The sequence below is a fragment of the Chryseobacterium sp. KMC2 genome (assembly GCF_016756935.1).
GTDB lineage: Bacteria > Bacteroidota > Bacteroidia > Flavobacteriales > Weeksellaceae > Chryseobacterium > Chryseobacterium rhizosphaerae.
In genome coordinates this window covers 124,973-141,509 of the sequence record NZ_JAESIT010000009.1, presented here as the reverse complement: position 1 = coordinate 141,509, position 16,537 = coordinate 124,973, and the positions used below count along the sequence as shown (strand labels likewise).

Annotated in this window: 16 protein-coding genes and 3 tRNA genes; 14 read left to right on the top strand and 5 right to left on the bottom strand. The window is 34.8% G+C overall.

Annotated features, from left to right (window positions below):
* Nucleotides 1–10 precede the first annotated feature (10 nt).
* Nucleotides 11–526 carry a shikimate kinase gene (locus JML65_RS12580; RefSeq protein ID WP_047489542.1) on the bottom strand — a complete coding sequence of 172 codons (516 nt, stop codon included), beginning with the start codon at nucleotides 524–526 and terminating at the stop codon, nucleotides 11–13.
* A gap of 114 nt (nucleotides 527–640) precedes the next feature.
* On the opposite strand from JML65_RS12580, the gene JML65_RS12575 reads away from it, so the two are divergent.
* The 4 genes from JML65_RS12575 to JML65_RS12560 all read left to right on the top strand — a co-directional run bounded on the left by JML65_RS12575 (nucleotide 641) and on the right by JML65_RS12560 (nucleotide 1,414).
* Nucleotides 641–713: transfer RNA gene (locus tag JML65_RS12575), tRNA-Lys, on the top strand.
* A gap of 38 nt (nucleotides 714–751) precedes the next feature.
* A tRNA-Leu gene (locus tag JML65_RS12570) sits at nucleotides 752–834 on the top strand.
* A gap of 53 nt (nucleotides 835–887) precedes the next feature.
* Nucleotides 888–960, top strand: a tRNA-Lys gene (locus JML65_RS12565).
* Nucleotides 961–1,075: 115 nt separating this feature from the next.
* Nucleotides 1,076–1,414 carry a hypothetical protein gene (locus tag JML65_RS12560; RefSeq protein ID WP_202271057.1) on the top strand — a complete coding sequence of 113 codons (339 nt, stop codon included), beginning with the start codon at nucleotides 1,076–1,078 and terminating at the stop codon, nucleotides 1,412–1,414.
* A 53-nt stretch (nucleotides 1,415–1,467) separates the two neighbouring features.
* On the opposite strand, the gene panC is transcribed toward JML65_RS12560, so the two are convergent.
* Entirely contained in the window at nucleotides 1,468–2,316 is an 849-nt protein-coding gene (gene panC, locus JML65_RS12555; RefSeq protein WP_047489249.1) for a pantoate--beta-alanine ligase, read from the bottom strand.
* Between the two features lie 172 nt (nucleotides 2,317–2,488).
* Here panC and JML65_RS12550 point away from each other — a divergent pair, with 172 nt between their 5' ends.
* The 9 genes from JML65_RS12550 to JML65_RS12510 all read left to right on the top strand — a co-directional run bounded on the left by JML65_RS12550 (nucleotide 2,489) and on the right by JML65_RS12510 (nucleotide 13,079).
* Nucleotides 2,489–3,259: a glycogen/starch synthase gene (locus tag JML65_RS12550; RefSeq protein ID WP_047489246.1), complete on the top strand. Its 771-nt coding sequence runs from the start codon at nucleotides 2,489–2,491 to the stop codon at nucleotides 3,257–3,259.
* 14 nt (nucleotides 3,260–3,273) lie between these two features.
* Nucleotides 3,274–4,902, top strand: coding sequence for a DUF4270 family protein (locus JML65_RS12545; RefSeq protein WP_202271056.1), 1,629 nt, complete (start codon nucleotides 3,274–3,276; stop codon nucleotides 4,900–4,902).
* 35 nt (nucleotides 4,903–4,937) lie between these two features.
* Nucleotides 4,938–6,791 carry a glutamine--fructose-6-phosphate transaminase (isomerizing) gene (gene glmS, locus JML65_RS12540; protein ID WP_047489243.1) on the top strand — a complete coding sequence of 618 codons (1,854 nt, stop codon included), beginning with the start codon at nucleotides 4,938–4,940 and terminating at the stop codon, nucleotides 6,789–6,791.
* A 108-nt stretch (nucleotides 6,792–6,899) separates the two neighbouring features.
* Complete coding sequence (gldK, locus tag JML65_RS12535; RefSeq protein ID WP_047489237.1) at nucleotides 6,900–8,321, top strand: gliding motility lipoprotein GldK; 1,422 nt, start codon at nucleotides 6,900–6,902, stop codon at nucleotides 8,319–8,321.
* A 54-nt stretch (nucleotides 8,322–8,375) separates the two neighbouring features.
* On the top strand, nucleotides 8,376–9,074 hold the full coding sequence (gene gldL, locus JML65_RS12530; RefSeq protein WP_047489234.1) for a gliding motility protein GldL: 699 nt from the start codon (nucleotides 8,376–8,378) through the stop codon (nucleotides 9,072–9,074).
* A 50-nt stretch (nucleotides 9,075–9,124) separates the two neighbouring features.
* A complete protein-coding gene (locus JML65_RS12525) occupies nucleotides 9,125–10,714 on the top strand; it encodes a GldM family protein (RefSeq protein ID WP_047489231.1) in 1,590 nt (529 codons plus the stop codon).
* A 20-nt stretch (nucleotides 10,715–10,734) separates the two neighbouring features.
* Nucleotides 10,735–11,673: a gliding motility protein GldN gene (gene gldN / locus JML65_RS12520; protein WP_047489230.1), complete on the top strand. Its 939-nt coding sequence runs from the start codon at nucleotides 10,735–10,737 to the stop codon at nucleotides 11,671–11,673.
* A 55-nt stretch (nucleotides 11,674–11,728) separates the two neighbouring features.
* The gene (locus JML65_RS12515; RefSeq protein WP_202271055.1) at nucleotides 11,729–12,760 is read left to right on the top strand and encodes an NAD(P)/FAD-dependent oxidoreductase; all 1,032 of its coding nucleotides are present in this window, start codon (nucleotides 11,729–11,731) and stop codon (nucleotides 12,758–12,760) included.
* A 58-nt stretch (nucleotides 12,761–12,818) separates the two neighbouring features.
* Nucleotides 12,819–13,079: a SemiSWEET transporter gene (locus JML65_RS12510; RefSeq protein WP_202271054.1), complete on the top strand. Its 261-nt coding sequence runs from the start codon at nucleotides 12,819–12,821 to the stop codon at nucleotides 13,077–13,079.
* Between the two features lie 56 nt (nucleotides 13,080–13,135).
* Here JML65_RS12510 and JML65_RS12505 read toward each other — a convergent pair whose 3' ends face one another.
* The 3 genes from JML65_RS12505 to JML65_RS12495 form a co-directional block, all read right to left on the bottom strand.
* Complete coding sequence (locus JML65_RS12505; RefSeq protein WP_202271053.1) at nucleotides 13,136–13,564, bottom strand: META domain-containing protein; 429 nt, start codon at nucleotides 13,562–13,564, stop codon at nucleotides 13,136–13,138.
* 34 nt (nucleotides 13,565–13,598) lie between these two features.
* Nucleotides 13,599–13,988 (bottom strand): hypothetical protein, encoded by a 390-nt coding sequence (locus JML65_RS12500; RefSeq protein WP_047489223.1) that lies wholly within the window; start codon nucleotides 13,986–13,988, stop codon nucleotides 13,599–13,601.
* Between the two features lie 473 nt (nucleotides 13,989–14,461).
* Nucleotides 14,462–15,451: a hypothetical protein gene (locus tag JML65_RS12495; protein ID WP_202271052.1), complete on the bottom strand. Its 990-nt coding sequence runs from the start codon at nucleotides 15,449–15,451 to the stop codon at nucleotides 14,462–14,464.
* Between the two features lie 687 nt (nucleotides 15,452–16,138).
* Between JML65_RS12495 and JML65_RS12490 the strand changes: the two genes are divergently transcribed.
* Complete coding sequence (locus JML65_RS12490; RefSeq protein ID WP_202271051.1) at nucleotides 16,139–16,525, top strand: hypothetical protein; 387 nt, start codon at nucleotides 16,139–16,141, stop codon at nucleotides 16,523–16,525.
* The last annotated feature ends 12 nt before the right edge of the window (nucleotides 16,526–16,537 follow it).

The window sequence follows — 16,537 nt, the reverse complement described above, 5'->3', positions numbered from 1 at the left end:
AAAAAAAGCTCTAGAGATAGAGCTTTTCTATTATTTCCTTGACGATGTCTTCAGGTTCTCTGGAATCCGTACTTAAACTGTATTGTGCCTTACTGTAAAATTGATTTCTTTCAAACAGATGCTTGGCAATGAATTCCGGAAGGTCTTCATCCGTAATATTAGCAATTATTGGTCTTTTTTCTTTCTGTTTTGAAAGTCTTTCTACCAATGTTCCTACCGATGTTCTTAAAAATATACTCTTTGAGTTATGATTGATGATCTCCATATTATTATAATAAACAGGAGTCCCTCCGCCAAGGCTTAAAACCACGTTTTCTTCAGAAGCCAGAATTTCTTCCAATGCCTCTCTTTCTAGCTTTCTAAAATAGATTTCTCCTCTTTTTTCGAATATTTCAGGAATGGTTAATTTATTTCTCCTGACGATCTCTTTATCGAGGTCAATTAATTTAAAATCTATTTTTTCGCTTAATATTTTGGAAATGTGAGATTTGCCACTTCCCATGTATCCAATCAGTGAAATTATCATGAATTTTTTTTGAACAAATTTGCGAAAAAGTTTTGAGATAAAGAAAAAAGTCATATCTTTGCACCACTTAAAACAAGGGACATTACTTAAATGAAACTTGATGCATAAGTGACCGACTCGGTAGCTCAGCTGGTAGAGCAATACACTTTTAATGTATGGGTCCTGGGTTCGAATCCCAGCCGGGTCACTAGCAATAAAAATTACTTAATTTTTTGTAATTTTATTGCCTGCGTGGTGAAATTGGTAGACACGCCATCTTGAGGGGGTGGTTTCCTAAGGATGTGCTGGTTCGAGTCCAGTCGCAGGCACTGCAAAGAAAATTTAATAATTAATAGTGAAGTAATTCACTTTAATTGTGGCCGACTCGGTAGCTCAGCTGGTAGAGCAATACACTTTTAATGTATGGGTCCTGGGTTCGAATCCCAGCCGGGTCACAAGTTTACTGAAAAGTAAATTTTTTTCATATTAATATTTTGTGATTTGGTGTTTCAAAGGTCTCCTCAAGAGGCCTTTGATTTTTTTTTGTTAATACTTAATTATAAAAGAAATATGAGTGATATTAGTATCATTGATGAAAAATTAGCCTGGATGATTCTTGTCGTATTATTGTCTGCAGGAGTTTTCTTTTTAATTTTTTTATATCACGTAGTTTGTGGCTACTTAAAATCCAATCGGGAGAAAGTAAAATTTAAAGATACCAGATCCTATGGCTATGTTTTAGGAGGAACTGCTGTAATGGGTTTTGAATTCTTTTGTCTATTATTTCTTGGAATAAAAAATGAGAGTATTGAAAATGTTGTAGTAGGAATCTTTTCTGTGGTATTATTTTTCTCTCCCGTGATTATTTGGTTATTCGGTTCTTATTATAATACATCAAAAAAACTCTGACGTTACCATCAGAGTTTGTATTCTATAAAAGCATACATATTGTATAGCTTTTTTTAATCTAAATGCATATTGTCAATTAATCTTACACCATCTACCACTACCACGATAAAGGCTCTGAAACTTCTGTCTTTATAGAAGAAATCAGTTTCTTTTAATGTGTTTTCATCGGCAATCAGGAAATATTCCAGATGCATTCCTTGCTGGTTGTCAAAAATATCCGTTACCCTTTCCTTAATTTCTGCAATCGTTACCGTTCGGAACCAGTCGTTTACTTTATTCAGGGTTTCATAAATAATTTTTGAAGCTTCTTTTCGGTCTTCGTGAAGTCTTTGGTTTCTTGAGCTTAGTGCAAGTCCGTTTTCGGCTCTATAAATGGGAACACCTGTTATTTTAACCGGGAGATGTGTCTTTTCAACCATTTTCTTAATAATGGCTAATTGTTGGAAATCTTTTTCTCCAAAATAAGCACTGTCAGGCTGTACCTGTCTGAAAAGCTCTTCTACGACGGTTCCTACTCCGTCAAAGTGTCCAGGTCGTGATTTTCCTTCCATTTCATTCTCAAGTCCATCAAAATCATAATGCTTGCTTTCTGCTTTTTCAGGATAAATATCTGCTATTTCAGGAATATATACAGCATCTACAAGCCCTGAGTTTTCAAGGATTAAAATATCTCTGTTAATGTCCCTTGGGTACTTTTCAAGGTCTTCAGGATTGTTAAATTGAGTGGGATTTACAAAAATTGATGAAATAACAAGATCATTCTCCTTTTTTGCTTCTTCATATAGAGAAAGATGACCCTTATGAAGAGCTCCCATAGTAGGGGCAAAGCCTATTCTTTTTCCCATTTCTTTCTGTCTTTCAATGAAATCCTGAAGGACTTTCCTATTTCTTATAACTTCCATAGTTTATTTTAATACTATTTCAAAAATACTAAAAATATCACATAATAAAGTGTGTTTTTAATAATTTGGAAAAGGTAATTTTCGTAAAAAAATGTTAATTAAAATAATGTTGGATGTTTTTTTGTAATTTTGCACATTAAAGCATTTTTACAAAAAATTAGATAGAAAGTTTATGCCGAATCAAAAAATACTGTACATTACTACAGAGATGTATCCATATCAGGAAGATACCAATATGGCTGCAGTGGTAAACAAAATGGCACTTAAGATGCACAATGAAGGCAATGATGTAAGAGTTTTTATGCCAAGATTTGGACAAATAAGTGAGAGGAAATTCCAGCTTCATGAGGTAATCCGTCTTTCAGGAATGAATATTATTATCAATGACCTGGACCAGCCCTTAATTATTAAAGTAGCGTCTCTTCCGGGGGAAAGACTTCAGGTTTACTTTATTGATAATGAAGAATACTTCAAAAGAAAGCAATACTATTTTGACGACGAAGAAAATCCTTTCGAGGATAACGACGAAAGAGCTATTTTCTTTGCAAGAGGAGTTATTGAAACCATCAAAAAGCTGAACTGGGTACCGGATGTTATCCACCTGAACGGATGGATGTCTTCTTTTGTCCCTATTTACCTTAAAACGTATTACGAATCAGATACTTATTTCAAAGACGCTAAAATTGTTCTTTCTCTGTATAATGAGAAAGACGCTGCTCTGGATAAAAAGATTGATGAAAAATTGAAGTTTGATAATATTTCAGGATTAAAAGCGTTAGATAATCCAACAATTAAAAGCTTTGTTATCGAAAGTATGAACTACGTGGATGCAGTTGTAAAAGGAGATGAGTTTCTGGATGAAGACCTTGACCAGGCTTTCAATGAAACAGCTACTAAAAAGTCAGAGTATCTTGACGTAGATTCTATAAACCAACTTTATTAAAAAACACATTTTTAATGACTCATAATCTTAAAAAGACATTCGCCGTACTTTTACTGGCGATTTTCGGAAGTACCATTCTTTATAACTGTGAACCGGATGTAGATTCCCTTGGGGAACAGCTGTTTATAAAAGATCAGGTAGATGGTAATGAAACATTATATGATCTTATTGCATATAATATTGATAATCATGATTCCATCAGAAGTGATGCTTCTAAATTGATCAGTGAACAAAATGCTGCAGGAGGATTCACAACCGTTGGTGTTCTGGGAGCTTTTACCGAAAATCAGTTTGGAGGACAAAAAGCATCTTATATTACACAATTGAGAATGCCTACCGATAACTTTGATTTTACCGGACCTAACGCAAAAGTAGACTCTGTTGTTCTGGTGATGAAAACACCATACTATATCACAGACTCAGTAAAAGCACCTGGTGCTTATGACAGAAGTGATTTCCCGGTAGGAAATGAAACGGTACCGGTTTCTATAGATAAAAAGACATATCCTGTTTTTAAATATGGTAAAATAGGGGGGCAGTATAACTCTATGACCATAAATGTACATGAGGTTACAACTTTCCTGGATGCTAACGCTAAACCTTTCACCCGTTCAAATGTAGATGTGAGCACGGGCGGATTATTAGGTTCAGCAGTATTTGACGGTAGAGTAAGTACGATAGCCGTGACTAAAAAATCTGACAATACAGCTGTATTCAATTCAACTAATGATTTTAGAATGAGATTGGATAAAGACTTCTTCCAAACCAGAATTGTAGATAAAAAAGGAATGCCTGAATTGCAAAATACAGCAAACTTTATCAGATATCTAAGAGGAATCAAGATTTCAGTAAGTGAAACGGATAAATACCTTTTCCAGTTTTCGCCTAATGATATGGAGATTGTGATGTACTATAAATATGATAAAACAGATAATGGTACAACGACTCGACCACAAACTACACTTAAATTTAATTTAGGAGGAGGTAATGTCCACATAGGTCAGTATGCTTACAATAGAACAGGATCGCAAGTTTCATCTGCATTAGCAGCAAGTAATGATACCACTGGTGATCCGAAGCTTTATGCTCAGGGAATGGGAGGACCTTCTATAGGAGTGAAAATTCCGGAAGAGGCTATTAATAAGCTTAAAAGTTTATATGAAAAAGATAAAGCAGGAATTGTAAGTGCAAAAATCAGAATTTATGTAGATCCATTAACATGGTCTAATAAACATTCGAAATTTGGAGACAGTAGATTTTCACTCCTTCCGGTAAATAAAGATAAAGGAAAAGACGGCGAGTTTGTTTCGCCAGGCTTTACTTCAGATTTAATGGCAGGATTCCCTCTTTATCTGATCAATGAAAAACCAGCGTATTATGACTTTGTGATAACAAAGACCATTAAAGGTATTGTTGAAGGTCCTGCAGATGGTATTAAAATTACTACGGATAATGAGTATCAGTTTAAAAATAATGTATTACTTATCAATCAGGGTGCATTTGCAAGAATTGTAAGTTCAGGAGCCTATTTTGGACCAACATTTACAACAAGAGCATTTGATATGAATAGAACGATATTGGTCGGAAGTGACAAAAGTGCGAATAGAATTCAGCTAAGAGTTACTTACGGTACAAAAAAATAAACAAAAAAAATAACAACACACTAGACAAAATAAATATGTGCGGAATAGTAGGATATACAGGTTTTCAAGACGCTTACGAAATAGTAATCAATGGTCTTAGAAGATTAGAATACAGAGGATATGACAGTGCAGGAATTGTTTTAGAAAATACTGAAAAGAAATTTTCAGTAGAAAAAACAAAAGGTAAGGTTGATGATTTGGTGAATATTTCAGCAGAATTGAAAGGAACAGCCAAAATTGGGATGGGACATACACGTTGGGCGACTCACGGTGTTCCAAGTGACAGAAACTCACACCCGCATTTGTCAAATAATGGAAAAATAGCTATTGTGCATAATGGTATCATTGAGAATTATGATACTATTAAAAAAATGCTTACTGAGAAAGGGTATACTTTCCAATCAGAAACTGATACTGAAGTATTGGTGAACCTTATTCAGTATTTCATGGAACTGAATCCTGAGATTGATTTCCCAACAGCGGTGAGATATGCATTGAATGAAGTATATGGAGCCTATGCAATTACTGTACTTCATGAAGATTATCCTGGAGTATTGGTAGTGGGAAGATTAGGTTCGCCTCTAGCAATAGGAATCGGAGAAAATGAATACTTTATTGCTTCAGATGCTTCTCCTTTTGTAGAATTTACAAAAGAAGCAATTTATCTGGAAGAAGGACATATGGCTATCATTTCTCTTGAAAAAGGAGTAGATATTAGAACAATCAATGAAAACTCTAAGATCGAGCCGGAAATCCAAAAGCTTAAACTGAGCCTGGAGCAAATTGAAAAAGGAGGTTACGAGCATTTTATGCTTAAAGAAATCTTTGAACAGCCAAAGTCTATCCATGATACAATGAGAGGGAGACTTCTTGTAGATGAGGGAGTTATTAAAATGGCTGGAATCTGGGATCATGTTGAAAGATTCAAAAATGCCAACAGGATTATTATTATAGCTTGTGGTACTTCTTGGCATGCAGGACTTATCGGAGAATATCTTATTGAAGAATATGCAAGAATTCCTGTTGAAGTAGAATATGCTTCAGAATTCAGATATAGAAATCCTATTATCACTGATAAGGATGTGGTTATAGCAATTTCTCAGTCTGGAGAAACAGCAGATACAATGGCTGCTTTAAAGCTGGCAAAAGAAAAAGGTGCATTTATATATGGTATATGTAATGTGGTAGATTCGTCTATTGCTAGAATTACAGATGCAGGTTCTTATACCCATGCAGGTCCTGAGATTGGGGTAGCTTCTACCAAAGCATTTACTGCTCAGCTTACCATTCTTACACTGATTGCATTTAAATTAGGTAAACATAACGGAAACTTGGGGAATGCTGAATTTATGAGCTTAATTGCTGAATTAGATGCTATCCCTAAGAGAATTGAAGAAGTTTTAAATGCTACCCATGAGCAGGTTCAGGAAATTGCAAAAGATTTCGTGGAAACTACTAATTTCCTATACTTAGGAAGAGGGTACAACTATCCTGCGGCCTTAGAAGGAGCCTTAAAATTGAAAGAAATTTCTTATATCCATGCAGAAGGATACCCGGCAGCAGAAATGAAGCATGGCCCTATTGCGTTGATCGATGAAAACATGCCAATTGTTATTATAGCACCTAAAAAAGGTCATTATGATAAAATTGTAAGTAATGTTCAGGAAATTAAGGCAAGAAAAGGGAAAATTATCGCTGTAGTCAACAAAGGAGATCGCCAGGTAAGTGAGATGTCAGATTATGTGATCGAAATTCCTGAAACTTCAGAATGTTTCTCTCCAATCGTTGCATCAGTGCCCCTACAGTTGCTTGCTTATTATATTGCAGTTTATAGAGGTGCAAACGTTGATCAACCGAGAAACTTAGCAAAATCTGTTACTGTTGAATAAAAAGTTGTTGTAAATAAAATAAATTTAGATTTCTTCCGTTATTTCAAAAAAAATCTTAAAAGTTTCTTAAAAAAATTATATATTTACGGCTTAATTATAAAAATTAACATGAAAAGGATATTTCTTTTATTATTGTCTGCATCGGTAGCATCGGTATCTTGTTCAGGTGGTGGCAGCTCTTCTGTAGGGAAGCCTGGAACAAAAGGAGAATTGATACCAAGAGAAAAAACGAAATCATTTGTTGCGGAAAGACCATACGGAATGGTCGCAATTCCTGCAGGTTCATTTGTTGCTGGTCTGGCAGATCAGGATCCAACACATACACCTGAAAAAACAGCATTGAAAACCGTTACTGTTTCATCTTTCTTCATGGATGAAGCAGAAACTACCAACTCAGAATACAGGGTATTTATCAATTATGTAAGAGATTCTATTGCGAGAACTTTACTTGCTGAAGCTGCCGGAGAAGGTGGAGATGAAGGCGGACGTAAAGGAGCTAGCATAGGAGATTACGCATACCTTGCTAAAAAAGAAGAAAATTTAACACCTTATCAGGAATATATGGAAGGCCAGGGAGGCCGTGAAGATGGAACCTATGATGCAAGCAAAAGATTAGATTGGAAAATTCCATTACATTGGAGTACTTCAAAATATCCGGATGTAGAATATGCAGAGGTTTTAGAAGCATTGTACTTGCCTGCATCTTCCAGAATTGGAAACGAAAGAATTTTAGATGTAAGTAAGCTTAAATATACTTACCGTTGGGGAGATATGGACGCTGCAATTGCAGATAACGAAAGAGGAGTTAATTACCTTAAAAGCGAAAGTATCGCGATTTATCCGGATACTACAGTTTGGGTAAAAGATTTCCACTTTGCTTACAATGAGCCATTATTTGAACAATATTTCTGGCACAAAGCTTACAAAAACTACCCGGTAGTTGGAGTAACATGGGATCAGGCAAGAGCTTATTGTAGCTTCAGATCTAAATTGAAAACTGATTACAACGAAAGTTTAAAAAGAAAAAAACAAAGACCATTGCAGTTCCGTCTTCCAACAGAAATTGAATGGGAATATGCTGCAAGAGGTGGTATGCAAAATGCCACTTACCCTTGGGGAGGTCCATATTTAATGGATGACAGAGGTTGCTACTTAGCGAACTTTAAGCCTAAGAGAGGTAACTACATGGAAGACGAGAAAAAAGGGACTTATACATATACAGCTCCAGTTAAGAAATTTAAGAAAAATGGATTTGGGTTGTTTGATATGGCTGGAAACGTTTCTGAATGGACAGTATCTGCATATAACAATTCTTCATATGGATTCTCTTCTACATTAAATCCTTCTACAAAAGATAAAAAGGATACTAAAAAATCTGTAAGAGGTGGATCTTGGAAAGATATAGGATATGCATTGATGACGGGAGCAAGAGATTGGGAAAGAAAGGATTCTGCTAGAAGCTATATCGGATTCAGAACTGTTCAGGATATTCCTGAAGCAGCTGTGAAACCAAGAAGAGTTAACAGATAACGAGACAATTATTTTTCAAAACAATTTTATTTAACATAAAAAAACTAACTCAATATGTTTAAGACTAAAGATGCTTGGATGAATTTCTTTTATTCATTCGGTGCTGCAATTGTAATTCTTGGAGCTTGGCTTAAAATTACTCACATTACCTTGGGACCCATTAATGGTAATATAGCTCTTACAGTAGGGCTTATTACAGAGGCAATTATCTTTATCATTTTTGCATTCGACCCTCCAAAATCTGAAGAGTCTTATGCATGGGAAAATGTTTATCCTGAACTATTAGATAAGCATGCTAACCCAAACCCTTTACATTCTAATGTTTCTTCTAGAAATAACAATGCTGCAGCTCAATTTGCTGAATTGGAAAATTCTCTTTCTAAGAAATTAGATAAAATGCTTGAGGATGCTAAATTGGATGTTCAGTTATTTGACAGATTAAGAACAGGAATTGATAAATTTTCAAATTCTGTAGATCAAATTAACCAAACTGTAGATGTATCAGCTTCTACGCATAAATATAATGATCAGTTGAATAAAGCTGCTCAGCATATGGAAAGCATGAATGCTCTTTATACTATGCAACTTGAGAATGGTAAAAAACAATCTGAGTACGCAAACAAATATGTTGCTGATATGCAGAAATCTGCAGAGCAATCTGAAAAATTCAACCAAGAGCTACAAGGTTTAACCTCTAATCTGAATAATTTAAATAGAGTTTATGGTGGTATGTTAACTGCTATGAAGTCTTAACTCCTAAACCATTTCTAAATAACTATTTAATCTAAAAAAAGAAACAGAGAATGGCACAAGGAAAACAGACCCCTCGTCAGAAGATGATCAACCTGATGTATCTGGTGTTCATCGCGATGATGGCCCTAAACATTGATGCAGAAATCATCAGATCATATTACGACTCTACCAGAGCATTAAATGAAACCAGAACTTTAACAGAAAGAAAGAACGAGAAAATCTTTGAAAAGACGCTTGAAGCTAAAGCTCAGCAAGTTCCAGATACTTACGAACAGCCTTGGGCACAGTACAAAGTATTGAAAACTAAGATTGATGCGTTGGTGAAATCTTCTCAGGATATCAAAGATCTTTTGAAAAAGCAATCTGAGTTTCATGATAAAGATAAAGACGGAAAAGATGTTGATGTAAGTGAGAATTTTGCAGCACTTAACAATAACGAAGCAACTACAGAATATTTCTTTAAAGAAGGAGATGAAAATACACCTTCAAAGAATGCATTAGACTTAAAAGCTAAAATTGATGATGTAAGAAACTACATTAATGCTACTTTTGGGAACAATGCTCAGCTTAAAGATTTAGTAGAAAGAGCTAATAAATCTCTTATTGCAGAATATCCTAAAGGAAAATCTCCAAATGATAAGACCTGGTTTCAGAATAAATTCTATCACCAGCCTTTAATTGCAGCTATTTCCAATTTAGAGATTATCCAAAATGATGCCAGAAATGTTCAGTCTGATGCATTGGCGTTATTACTTCAGGAGAAAGTAGATGCAAGCATTAAATTTACAAGTTATGAAGCTATTGTTGCAGGTCCGGTGGATATCCAGGCTGGTAAGCAGGCTGAAGTAAAAGTAATGTTGGGTAACTATTCTAACAGTAATAAAATCAGTATCTCAGGTGTAAGCAAACTGGAGAACGGAAAAGGTATTATTCCTATCTCTGGTGCTGGTATCGGTGAACATAAATTAGGAGGTGTAATTACATTGACAGATGCTACAGGTAAAGCTCAAAACTTCCCTTGGACGCATACTTACAACGTAATTGCAGGACCAAGAGAAGTAAAACTTGAAAAAGGATTATTACTTTCTGCTGACAAAATGAATGTAATGTATAGAGGACTTGAGAACCCTGTTTCAGGATCAATCTTAGGGGCAGACAATGCTAAACTTTCATTATCAGCTCCGGGAGCATCTGTGAAAAGTACAGGTCCTGGTAAATGGAATGTAAAACCTGGTGCTGGTACTACAGTTAAGTTGACATTATCAGGTCTTGATCCTTATGGTAAATCAGTATCTCAGGTATTTGAATATAGAATCAAGAATGTACCGCCACCACAGGGACAAATGAGAGGACAGAATATATTGTCGATGCCGGCAACTTCTATCCCGAACCAAACTGTACAGGCAACTATTCCTGACTTTGACTTCCCAGTATCATTCACTGTAACTCAGTTTATGGTAAGAGTACCTGGAAAAGCAGCATTGCTGATCCATGGAAATTCTTTAGGTGAAGCAGCTGGATTAGTTAGAAACTTAAGATCAGGAGATGTATTTTCAATATTTGATATTAAAGCAACAGCTCAAGGTTTAGAAGGGCAACAGATTAAAAACATTACTCCTATATTAATTAATGTTCAATAGGACTAAAATTGTAATTTATTATGAAAAAATATATTAGCACCCTTTTAGTATTAGTTTCGGGATTTGCTTTGTCCCAGACTATTCTGAACGCTTCTTCTCCAGAAGAGTTTAGAAAGATGAGAGAGGAGAATAAACAGAAAGTCGGTGATACAATTATTGATAAAACAGTAAAACCTCTTGAATATGGTTTTGTAGAAGATAAAGATATCCTTAAGAGTATGTTTGTTTGGGAAATCATTGATATGAACGATAAGATCAATCAGCCGTTCTATTATGATAATCCGGATGGATTGCTTTCTACACCTACAAGATCTTTATATAAATTGTTGCTTGATGCCGCTTTAAGTGGTAAAATTGAGCAGGTTTACAACGACGAAAATTTTGTAGATAAACTTACTCCGGAAGCCATTAAGAAAAGATTGGTTAATGTGAAAATCAGTGATGCAGCGATTGATATCCTGAACTCTGGAAGACAGTTAACTGAGCAGGAGAAAAAAGAATATACCGATATTATTGAAACGACTACTGATAAAGTAAAAGTTCTTAAAATTATGGGTATGTGGTTCATTGATAAGAGAGACGGACAGATGAAATACAGACCTCTTGGTATTGCAGCTATGGGTCCTGACCCGGCAGTACAGGGAGTGATAGGTCCTGATGGTAAGCCACTTGCGAGCAATGATGAGCTTATCGATCTATTCTGGATCTTCTATCCGAATGCAAGAGATATCTTAGCAAACAATTATGTTTTCAACAGAAAAAACTCTTCAGCTGATTTATCTTTCGATGATATTATCAATGCGAGAAGGTTCTCTTCTGTAATCTACAAATCTTCAGCTGGTTTAGGAGATGGTACTATTAAGGACTATATCCCTAGAGATGCTGATGATCAGCTAGATGAAAGCGACAGAATCAAGACGCAGATCCTTGAAATGGAAAATGATATGTGGAATTACTAAATTTCACTTGATATTTATAGAAAACCTGAGTACTTTTACTCAGGTTTTTTTTATTATGAGAAATGTAGATTATATTATAGTGGGGGATGGATATGCAGGACTTTTCTTCGCTCACCAGCTAATTAAAAACAATAAGTCCTTTGTAATATTCTCGGAAGGAAGAAAAAGTGCTTCTCAAATCTCAGCCGGTATCATTAATCCTGTTGTTCTTAAGAAGTTTACAACCTTCTGGAAAGCTCAGGAACAGATTGATTTCCTTAAAAATACGCTGGAGGAAATAGAATCATATACAGGAGAAAATTATTTGGTAGAAAAATCTATCCATAGAATTTTTCATGATGAAAATGAACAGAAATTATGGCTGAAGAAATCAGAAAATGAAGAATTATCTGGTTTTCTTACTAAAAATTTTGAGTCTTTAAATGGGGTAAAAAACGATTTTCTCAGCGGAAAGGTGTCTCAGTCAGCCAGGCTGAATGTTAATGGGTTTTTTGAGGGTTTATTCAATTATTTTGAAAAAAATGACCTTTTGGTAAAAGAAAAATTTGAGTATGAGAAACTGAATCCTTCTGAATCTTCTTATCGGGATTTTACTTTTAAAAATATTGTTTTCTGTGAAGGAATGGGGGTGAAGGAAAATCCTTATTTTTCAGAAGTTGCTGTCATTCCAAATAAAGGACACCACATTAAAGTGAAACTTTCCGAAGCTGTGCCGGATATCACCATCAAAAAGAAACATTTTTTATTTCCTGTTGGAAACGGGCTGCATTTCTATGGTGGAACATATGATAGAGAACAGCTGCACCATCATATAGATGAATCTGCGGTAAAACAGTTGGTAAATGGTCTCTCAGAATTTTATTCCCATGATTTCGAAGTGGAAGAAGTTCATTTTGGTTTCCGCCCGACAGTAAAGGACAGGAGACCTATCATTGGCCGGCATGAGTCATTAAAAAACTTATATGTCTTTAATGGCATGGGGGCAAGGGGAATTCTGAATGGATGTTATTTTTCAAAAAACCTTTATGATTTTATCGAGAATGATATTCCTCTTCATGAAGAAGTTTCTGCAGATAGGTTCAAATAATCAGAATTTTTCTTGATCCTGACATTCTTTAATTCTTATCAACAGAAAAAACAGAACCATGAATGAAAATATATTAGGAATTGTTGCAGGGGTTTTAACCTCTATTTCAATGATTCCCCAGCTTATAAAAGTGATCAAGGAAAAGAATGTGGAAGATATTTCTCTTCTTATGCTCCTTGTTCTTATTTCGGGACTTTCTCTCTGGGTGTGGTATGGTTTTATGAATGATGAATTGCCCATTATTGTTTCCAATTCATTTGCAGTTTTGGTCAATATAAGTCTTTTAATCTGTTATATAATATACAACAAGAAAGGATAAAAAAAGACGCTCTGCAATTGCAGAGCGTCTTTGTATTTTTATTGTGATTTCAATACTTACTGAAGTACAAATTTAGCTAAAGGAGCCATTCTTGCTTTGTTTAAAGACAAAGTATTCCCGTTTACAGAATAATTATCTGCAGAAAGTAAAGCCTTTGTAAATTGATTTTCAATATCAAGATCTTCACATGCCATCATAGTAGACATTCCCTGATTGAATTTAATTCTCATAATATCAGGCTTTATTTCAAAAGTACCTCCAAGACCGTTGCATCCTGCATGTCCTTCATATCTCATACCATTGGTGTCAAGCTTAAAATGAGGATTATTCTTAGGATTTTTTAACTGAATGGGTTGTCCGTTAAGTTCAACAAGTTTCCATGTCTTTCCTGTAATATCTGTAGACTTCTGTACTGCAGGAGTTTTACAGGCAACAAGAAATACAGCAAGAAAAAGAGCTGATAGGTAGTAATACAAGTTTTTCATAAAGTTTAATTTAAATGTATGTTTAACTCTTTAGCTAATATGATGCCATTTTAGCCGGGCCAGATTCTTTTTTATCCTTTTTAAGATGAAAGAGAACCATGTCTACATTTTTCTTCAAAAAAGTAATATTGCCTTTAATTTCAGAATACTGATACTCTTCATTTGAAGCGGTATATTCTGGCAAAGCTTCACTTTTTTTGAGATCATATGTTTTGCCATTCAAATGTACTGTTGCTGTATTTTTAGTACTGTTTATGGTAACTTCTATTTTTTCTCCATAGCTATCTACATAAACATTTTTAGAAATATCATCCTTGTTTTCCGGTGCAGCAGTTAGAATGTCGGCTTCTTTACCGGGGTGTTTACACGCTGTTGAGGAAAGAATTGTCAAACCCAAAAGGATTGATGGTAATAAATTTTTCATAGTGATAAGTGATTTTAAAGTGTTTCATGAATTGTGGTGTTAATACTATATAAATTTACAACTATTTTTATAAAAAATATGTTAGTTTATGTAAAATTAACACTATGTTTTAATCGGATGTGTTTTTATGTTTATTAGAAACAGATCTTTTGAAACAGAATAATAGTGATGAGGGATTTAAGTTTTAGTTGGTAAAAGCAGAGAAGTATATTCTGCTCATTCTAAATGAGATAAAGTATAAATTTTTCATTTTGTATTTGTTGTTTTAATTTTCGGCAAAAATAATTCAAAAAGAAGAGAATAACAATAGGATTTTGTAAATAATTGGAAATCATGATAAAAGTTAGTTTTTTATAATAGATTCTCCTTATCAAAACGTACGTCATCAGGCAATGACAGCCTATTCATCAATAAAAAAGAAGAACTGAATTCTTCAGTCCTTCTTTTGGATCATATGAAGCAGGTGAAGTTGATTAAGGAGCTTTAACCTGATCTATGGTGAAAAATGCTTTTGTTGTGTTGCATATGCCGCCAGGACATGTTGTTGCATTTCCTGCACTGGCTGGAGTAGAGGAACCCATCATAAAGTACATTTTGTAGAAAACTTTATCATTACCATCGGTGGTAGTCCATGAATAGAGTCTTTGTTCCGGAACGCCACTGGCATATACACCAGGATCTCCCCAGTATGGATTGGTAAGGGCTGTTTGTATTCTTGCTCCGGTTGTTGCATCAATTAGTGCCTGTGAAGTAGTTGCATTATCACCAGCCCATGCTGCAGATGGTAATCTCAGTTGGTTTTGCTGGTATCCTCCAGCCCCGGACCATAAATAATGCCCGTTTGAAATGATATCTACTGTTGGAATATCATTATTTCTGATCTGTAAATTAACATCAGCAAATAGACTTCCTGAAGGAATAAAGCAACGTACAGAAAATCTGCCGTCAGGTGTTGTTACAACAATGGCGTAGCCGGCTCTGCCATTATCTGTGGTGGCTGTCAGGGGCCCCATTACAGCTTTAGTCTCTACAGTGGCATTAACACCGCTGTTATCTGTTGTAGAGTCTAATTTTTGCCATTGTATGCCATCCCAAAAGTAGTACCCTGTTTTTAAGGGAGTTGAAGAAGTATTGTAAACCAATAGTCCCGTAGCATTAGGATTGGCGCTAAGCTGCATATTGGCAGAGGTGAGGACCACTCTGGGTGGTAAAATCCCTTTGTTGGGAGAATTCACTTCCAACATGGCGGAAGGATCGGGAGTAGTGGTTCCGATTCCTGTACTGCCACTGGAAGTTACAATTACGTCATTGGCCTGTTGAGTGGAGGAGGGAGCTCCTGTTGCGGGATTGTCTTTTGCTCCGTCTACATGAAATGTGTTTTGAGGATTGGAGGTGTGTATCCCTACCTGTGCGTTAAGGATTGAAACAAAAACTAATCCCAGTAAAGATAAATTCTTTCTCATAAGTAAAATATTTTGGTTGTTGTGTGTAGGTTTGTTAAAATACAAGTCAAAAATTGGGAAGCCTATTTCCGCGGTATTATAAAAACTATCGGCTTTTAAAGGAAAAGCACAGCTAGGTAAATATAAATTTGGAAAAATGATTGTACCTGGTGATGTGAAGACGGAAAAGGAATTTACTAAAGAGCAGAGCACCTTATAACCCTCAGAAAAATTAGGGTGAAAATTCTCTTTTGGATAATTTGAAATATAAACTAAATTTATCATATTTAGTTGTTTATTTTTATAAATATACAAATTATTATAAATTAATTGACAAAATAATTTACTTATTGTGTATAATTTTCTATTTTAAGTTCATGTTTATATAAATCAAGTATAGGTGAATAAGGTGAAGTGAAAAAGCGATAAAAAGCCTGTACATCTATGAAAATTGCATATAGGATTGAAAAAAGGAACTAAAGAGTATTCTTATACATTAAGAGGAGTGAATACATAAAATGTCAAAAAAAACTATCAGAAATTTATAATTTATAAAATAAAGAATAGCTTGTCATTTTTCTTTCAGACAAACAGGAAAGTAAAAAAAATACTATATAATTTCTACATTCAGGTTATTTAAAGAATCGTTAAATTTTGTTAATCTACTATGATTATATCATAATCTAAATGTACATTTGCGACTTCAAAATGAGAAACTTTATAGTATATTTTTTAACAAGCCTTTTTCTGCTCTTTATAGTGGAAAGCAAGCTTAACGTTAAAACACTTCGCAATGACTATTCAGGTCATGTTTCTCATCACATTCCTAAAAGAGCTAACCGTCTGAACCAGACTTACGAAAAACTATCAGTTCAGCAGAAGGCAGACAATGTAGACAATTCCACTTTAGAACTTACCGAAAATGATTTTCAGCTGTCTGATGTATTTCAGGCTATTGTTGTTTTTAGCGGTATTTTCAGTTTGGTCTATATTTTCGGATTAAAAAGTTATAAACAGTTTAAACCGCACATTCACGGTTTTGTTTTTGGTGTTTCGGCCAAAAAGTTTCTTTTCATCCGTTCCATTAGAATTTAGAAATTCATTTTT

Coding starts and splice junctions, on each gene's coding strand:
- JML65_RS12580 (WP_047489542.1), bottom strand. CDS start 526: ATGATAATTTCACTGATTGGATACATGGGAAGTGGCAAATCTCACATT.
- JML65_RS12560 (WP_202271057.1), top strand. CDS start 1,076: ATGAGTGATATTAGTATCATTGATGAAAAATTAGCCTGGATGATTCTT.
- panC (WP_047489249.1), bottom strand. CDS start 2,316: ATGGAAGTTATAAGAAATAGGAAAGTCCTTCAGGATTTCATTGAAAGA.
- JML65_RS12550 (WP_047489246.1), top strand. CDS start 2,489: ATGCCGAATCAAAAAATACTGTACATTACTACAGAGATGTATCCATAT.
- JML65_RS12545 (WP_202271056.1), top strand. CDS start 3,274: ATGACTCATAATCTTAAAAAGACATTCGCCGTACTTTTACTGGCGATT.
- glmS (WP_047489243.1), top strand. CDS start 4,938: ATGTGCGGAATAGTAGGATATACAGGTTTTCAAGACGCTTACGAAATA.
- gldK (WP_047489237.1), top strand. CDS start 6,900: ATGAAAAGGATATTTCTTTTATTATTGTCTGCATCGGTAGCATCGGTA.
- gldL (WP_047489234.1), top strand. CDS start 8,376: ATGTTTAAGACTAAAGATGCTTGGATGAATTTCTTTTATTCATTCGGT.
- JML65_RS12525 (WP_047489231.1), top strand. CDS start 9,125: ATGGCACAAGGAAAACAGACCCCTCGTCAGAAGATGATCAACCTGATG.
- gldN (WP_047489230.1), top strand. CDS start 10,735: ATGAAAAAATATATTAGCACCCTTTTAGTATTAGTTTCGGGATTTGCT.
- JML65_RS12515 (WP_202271055.1), top strand. CDS start 11,729: ATGAGAAATGTAGATTATATTATAGTGGGGGATGGATATGCAGGACTT.
- JML65_RS12510 (WP_202271054.1), top strand. CDS start 12,819: ATGAATGAAAATATATTAGGAATTGTTGCAGGGGTTTTAACCTCTATT.
- JML65_RS12505 (WP_202271053.1), bottom strand. CDS start 13,564: ATGAAAAACTTGTATTACTACCTATCAGCTCTTTTTCTTGCTGTATTT.
- JML65_RS12500 (WP_047489223.1), bottom strand. CDS start 13,988: ATGAAAAATTTATTACCATCAATCCTTTTGGGTTTGACAATTCTTTCC.
- JML65_RS12495 (WP_202271052.1), bottom strand. CDS start 15,451: ATGAGAAAGAATTTATCTTTACTGGGATTAGTTTTTGTTTCAATCCTT.
- JML65_RS12490 (WP_202271051.1), top strand. CDS start 16,139: ATGAGAAACTTTATAGTATATTTTTTAACAAGCCTTTTTCTGCTCTTT.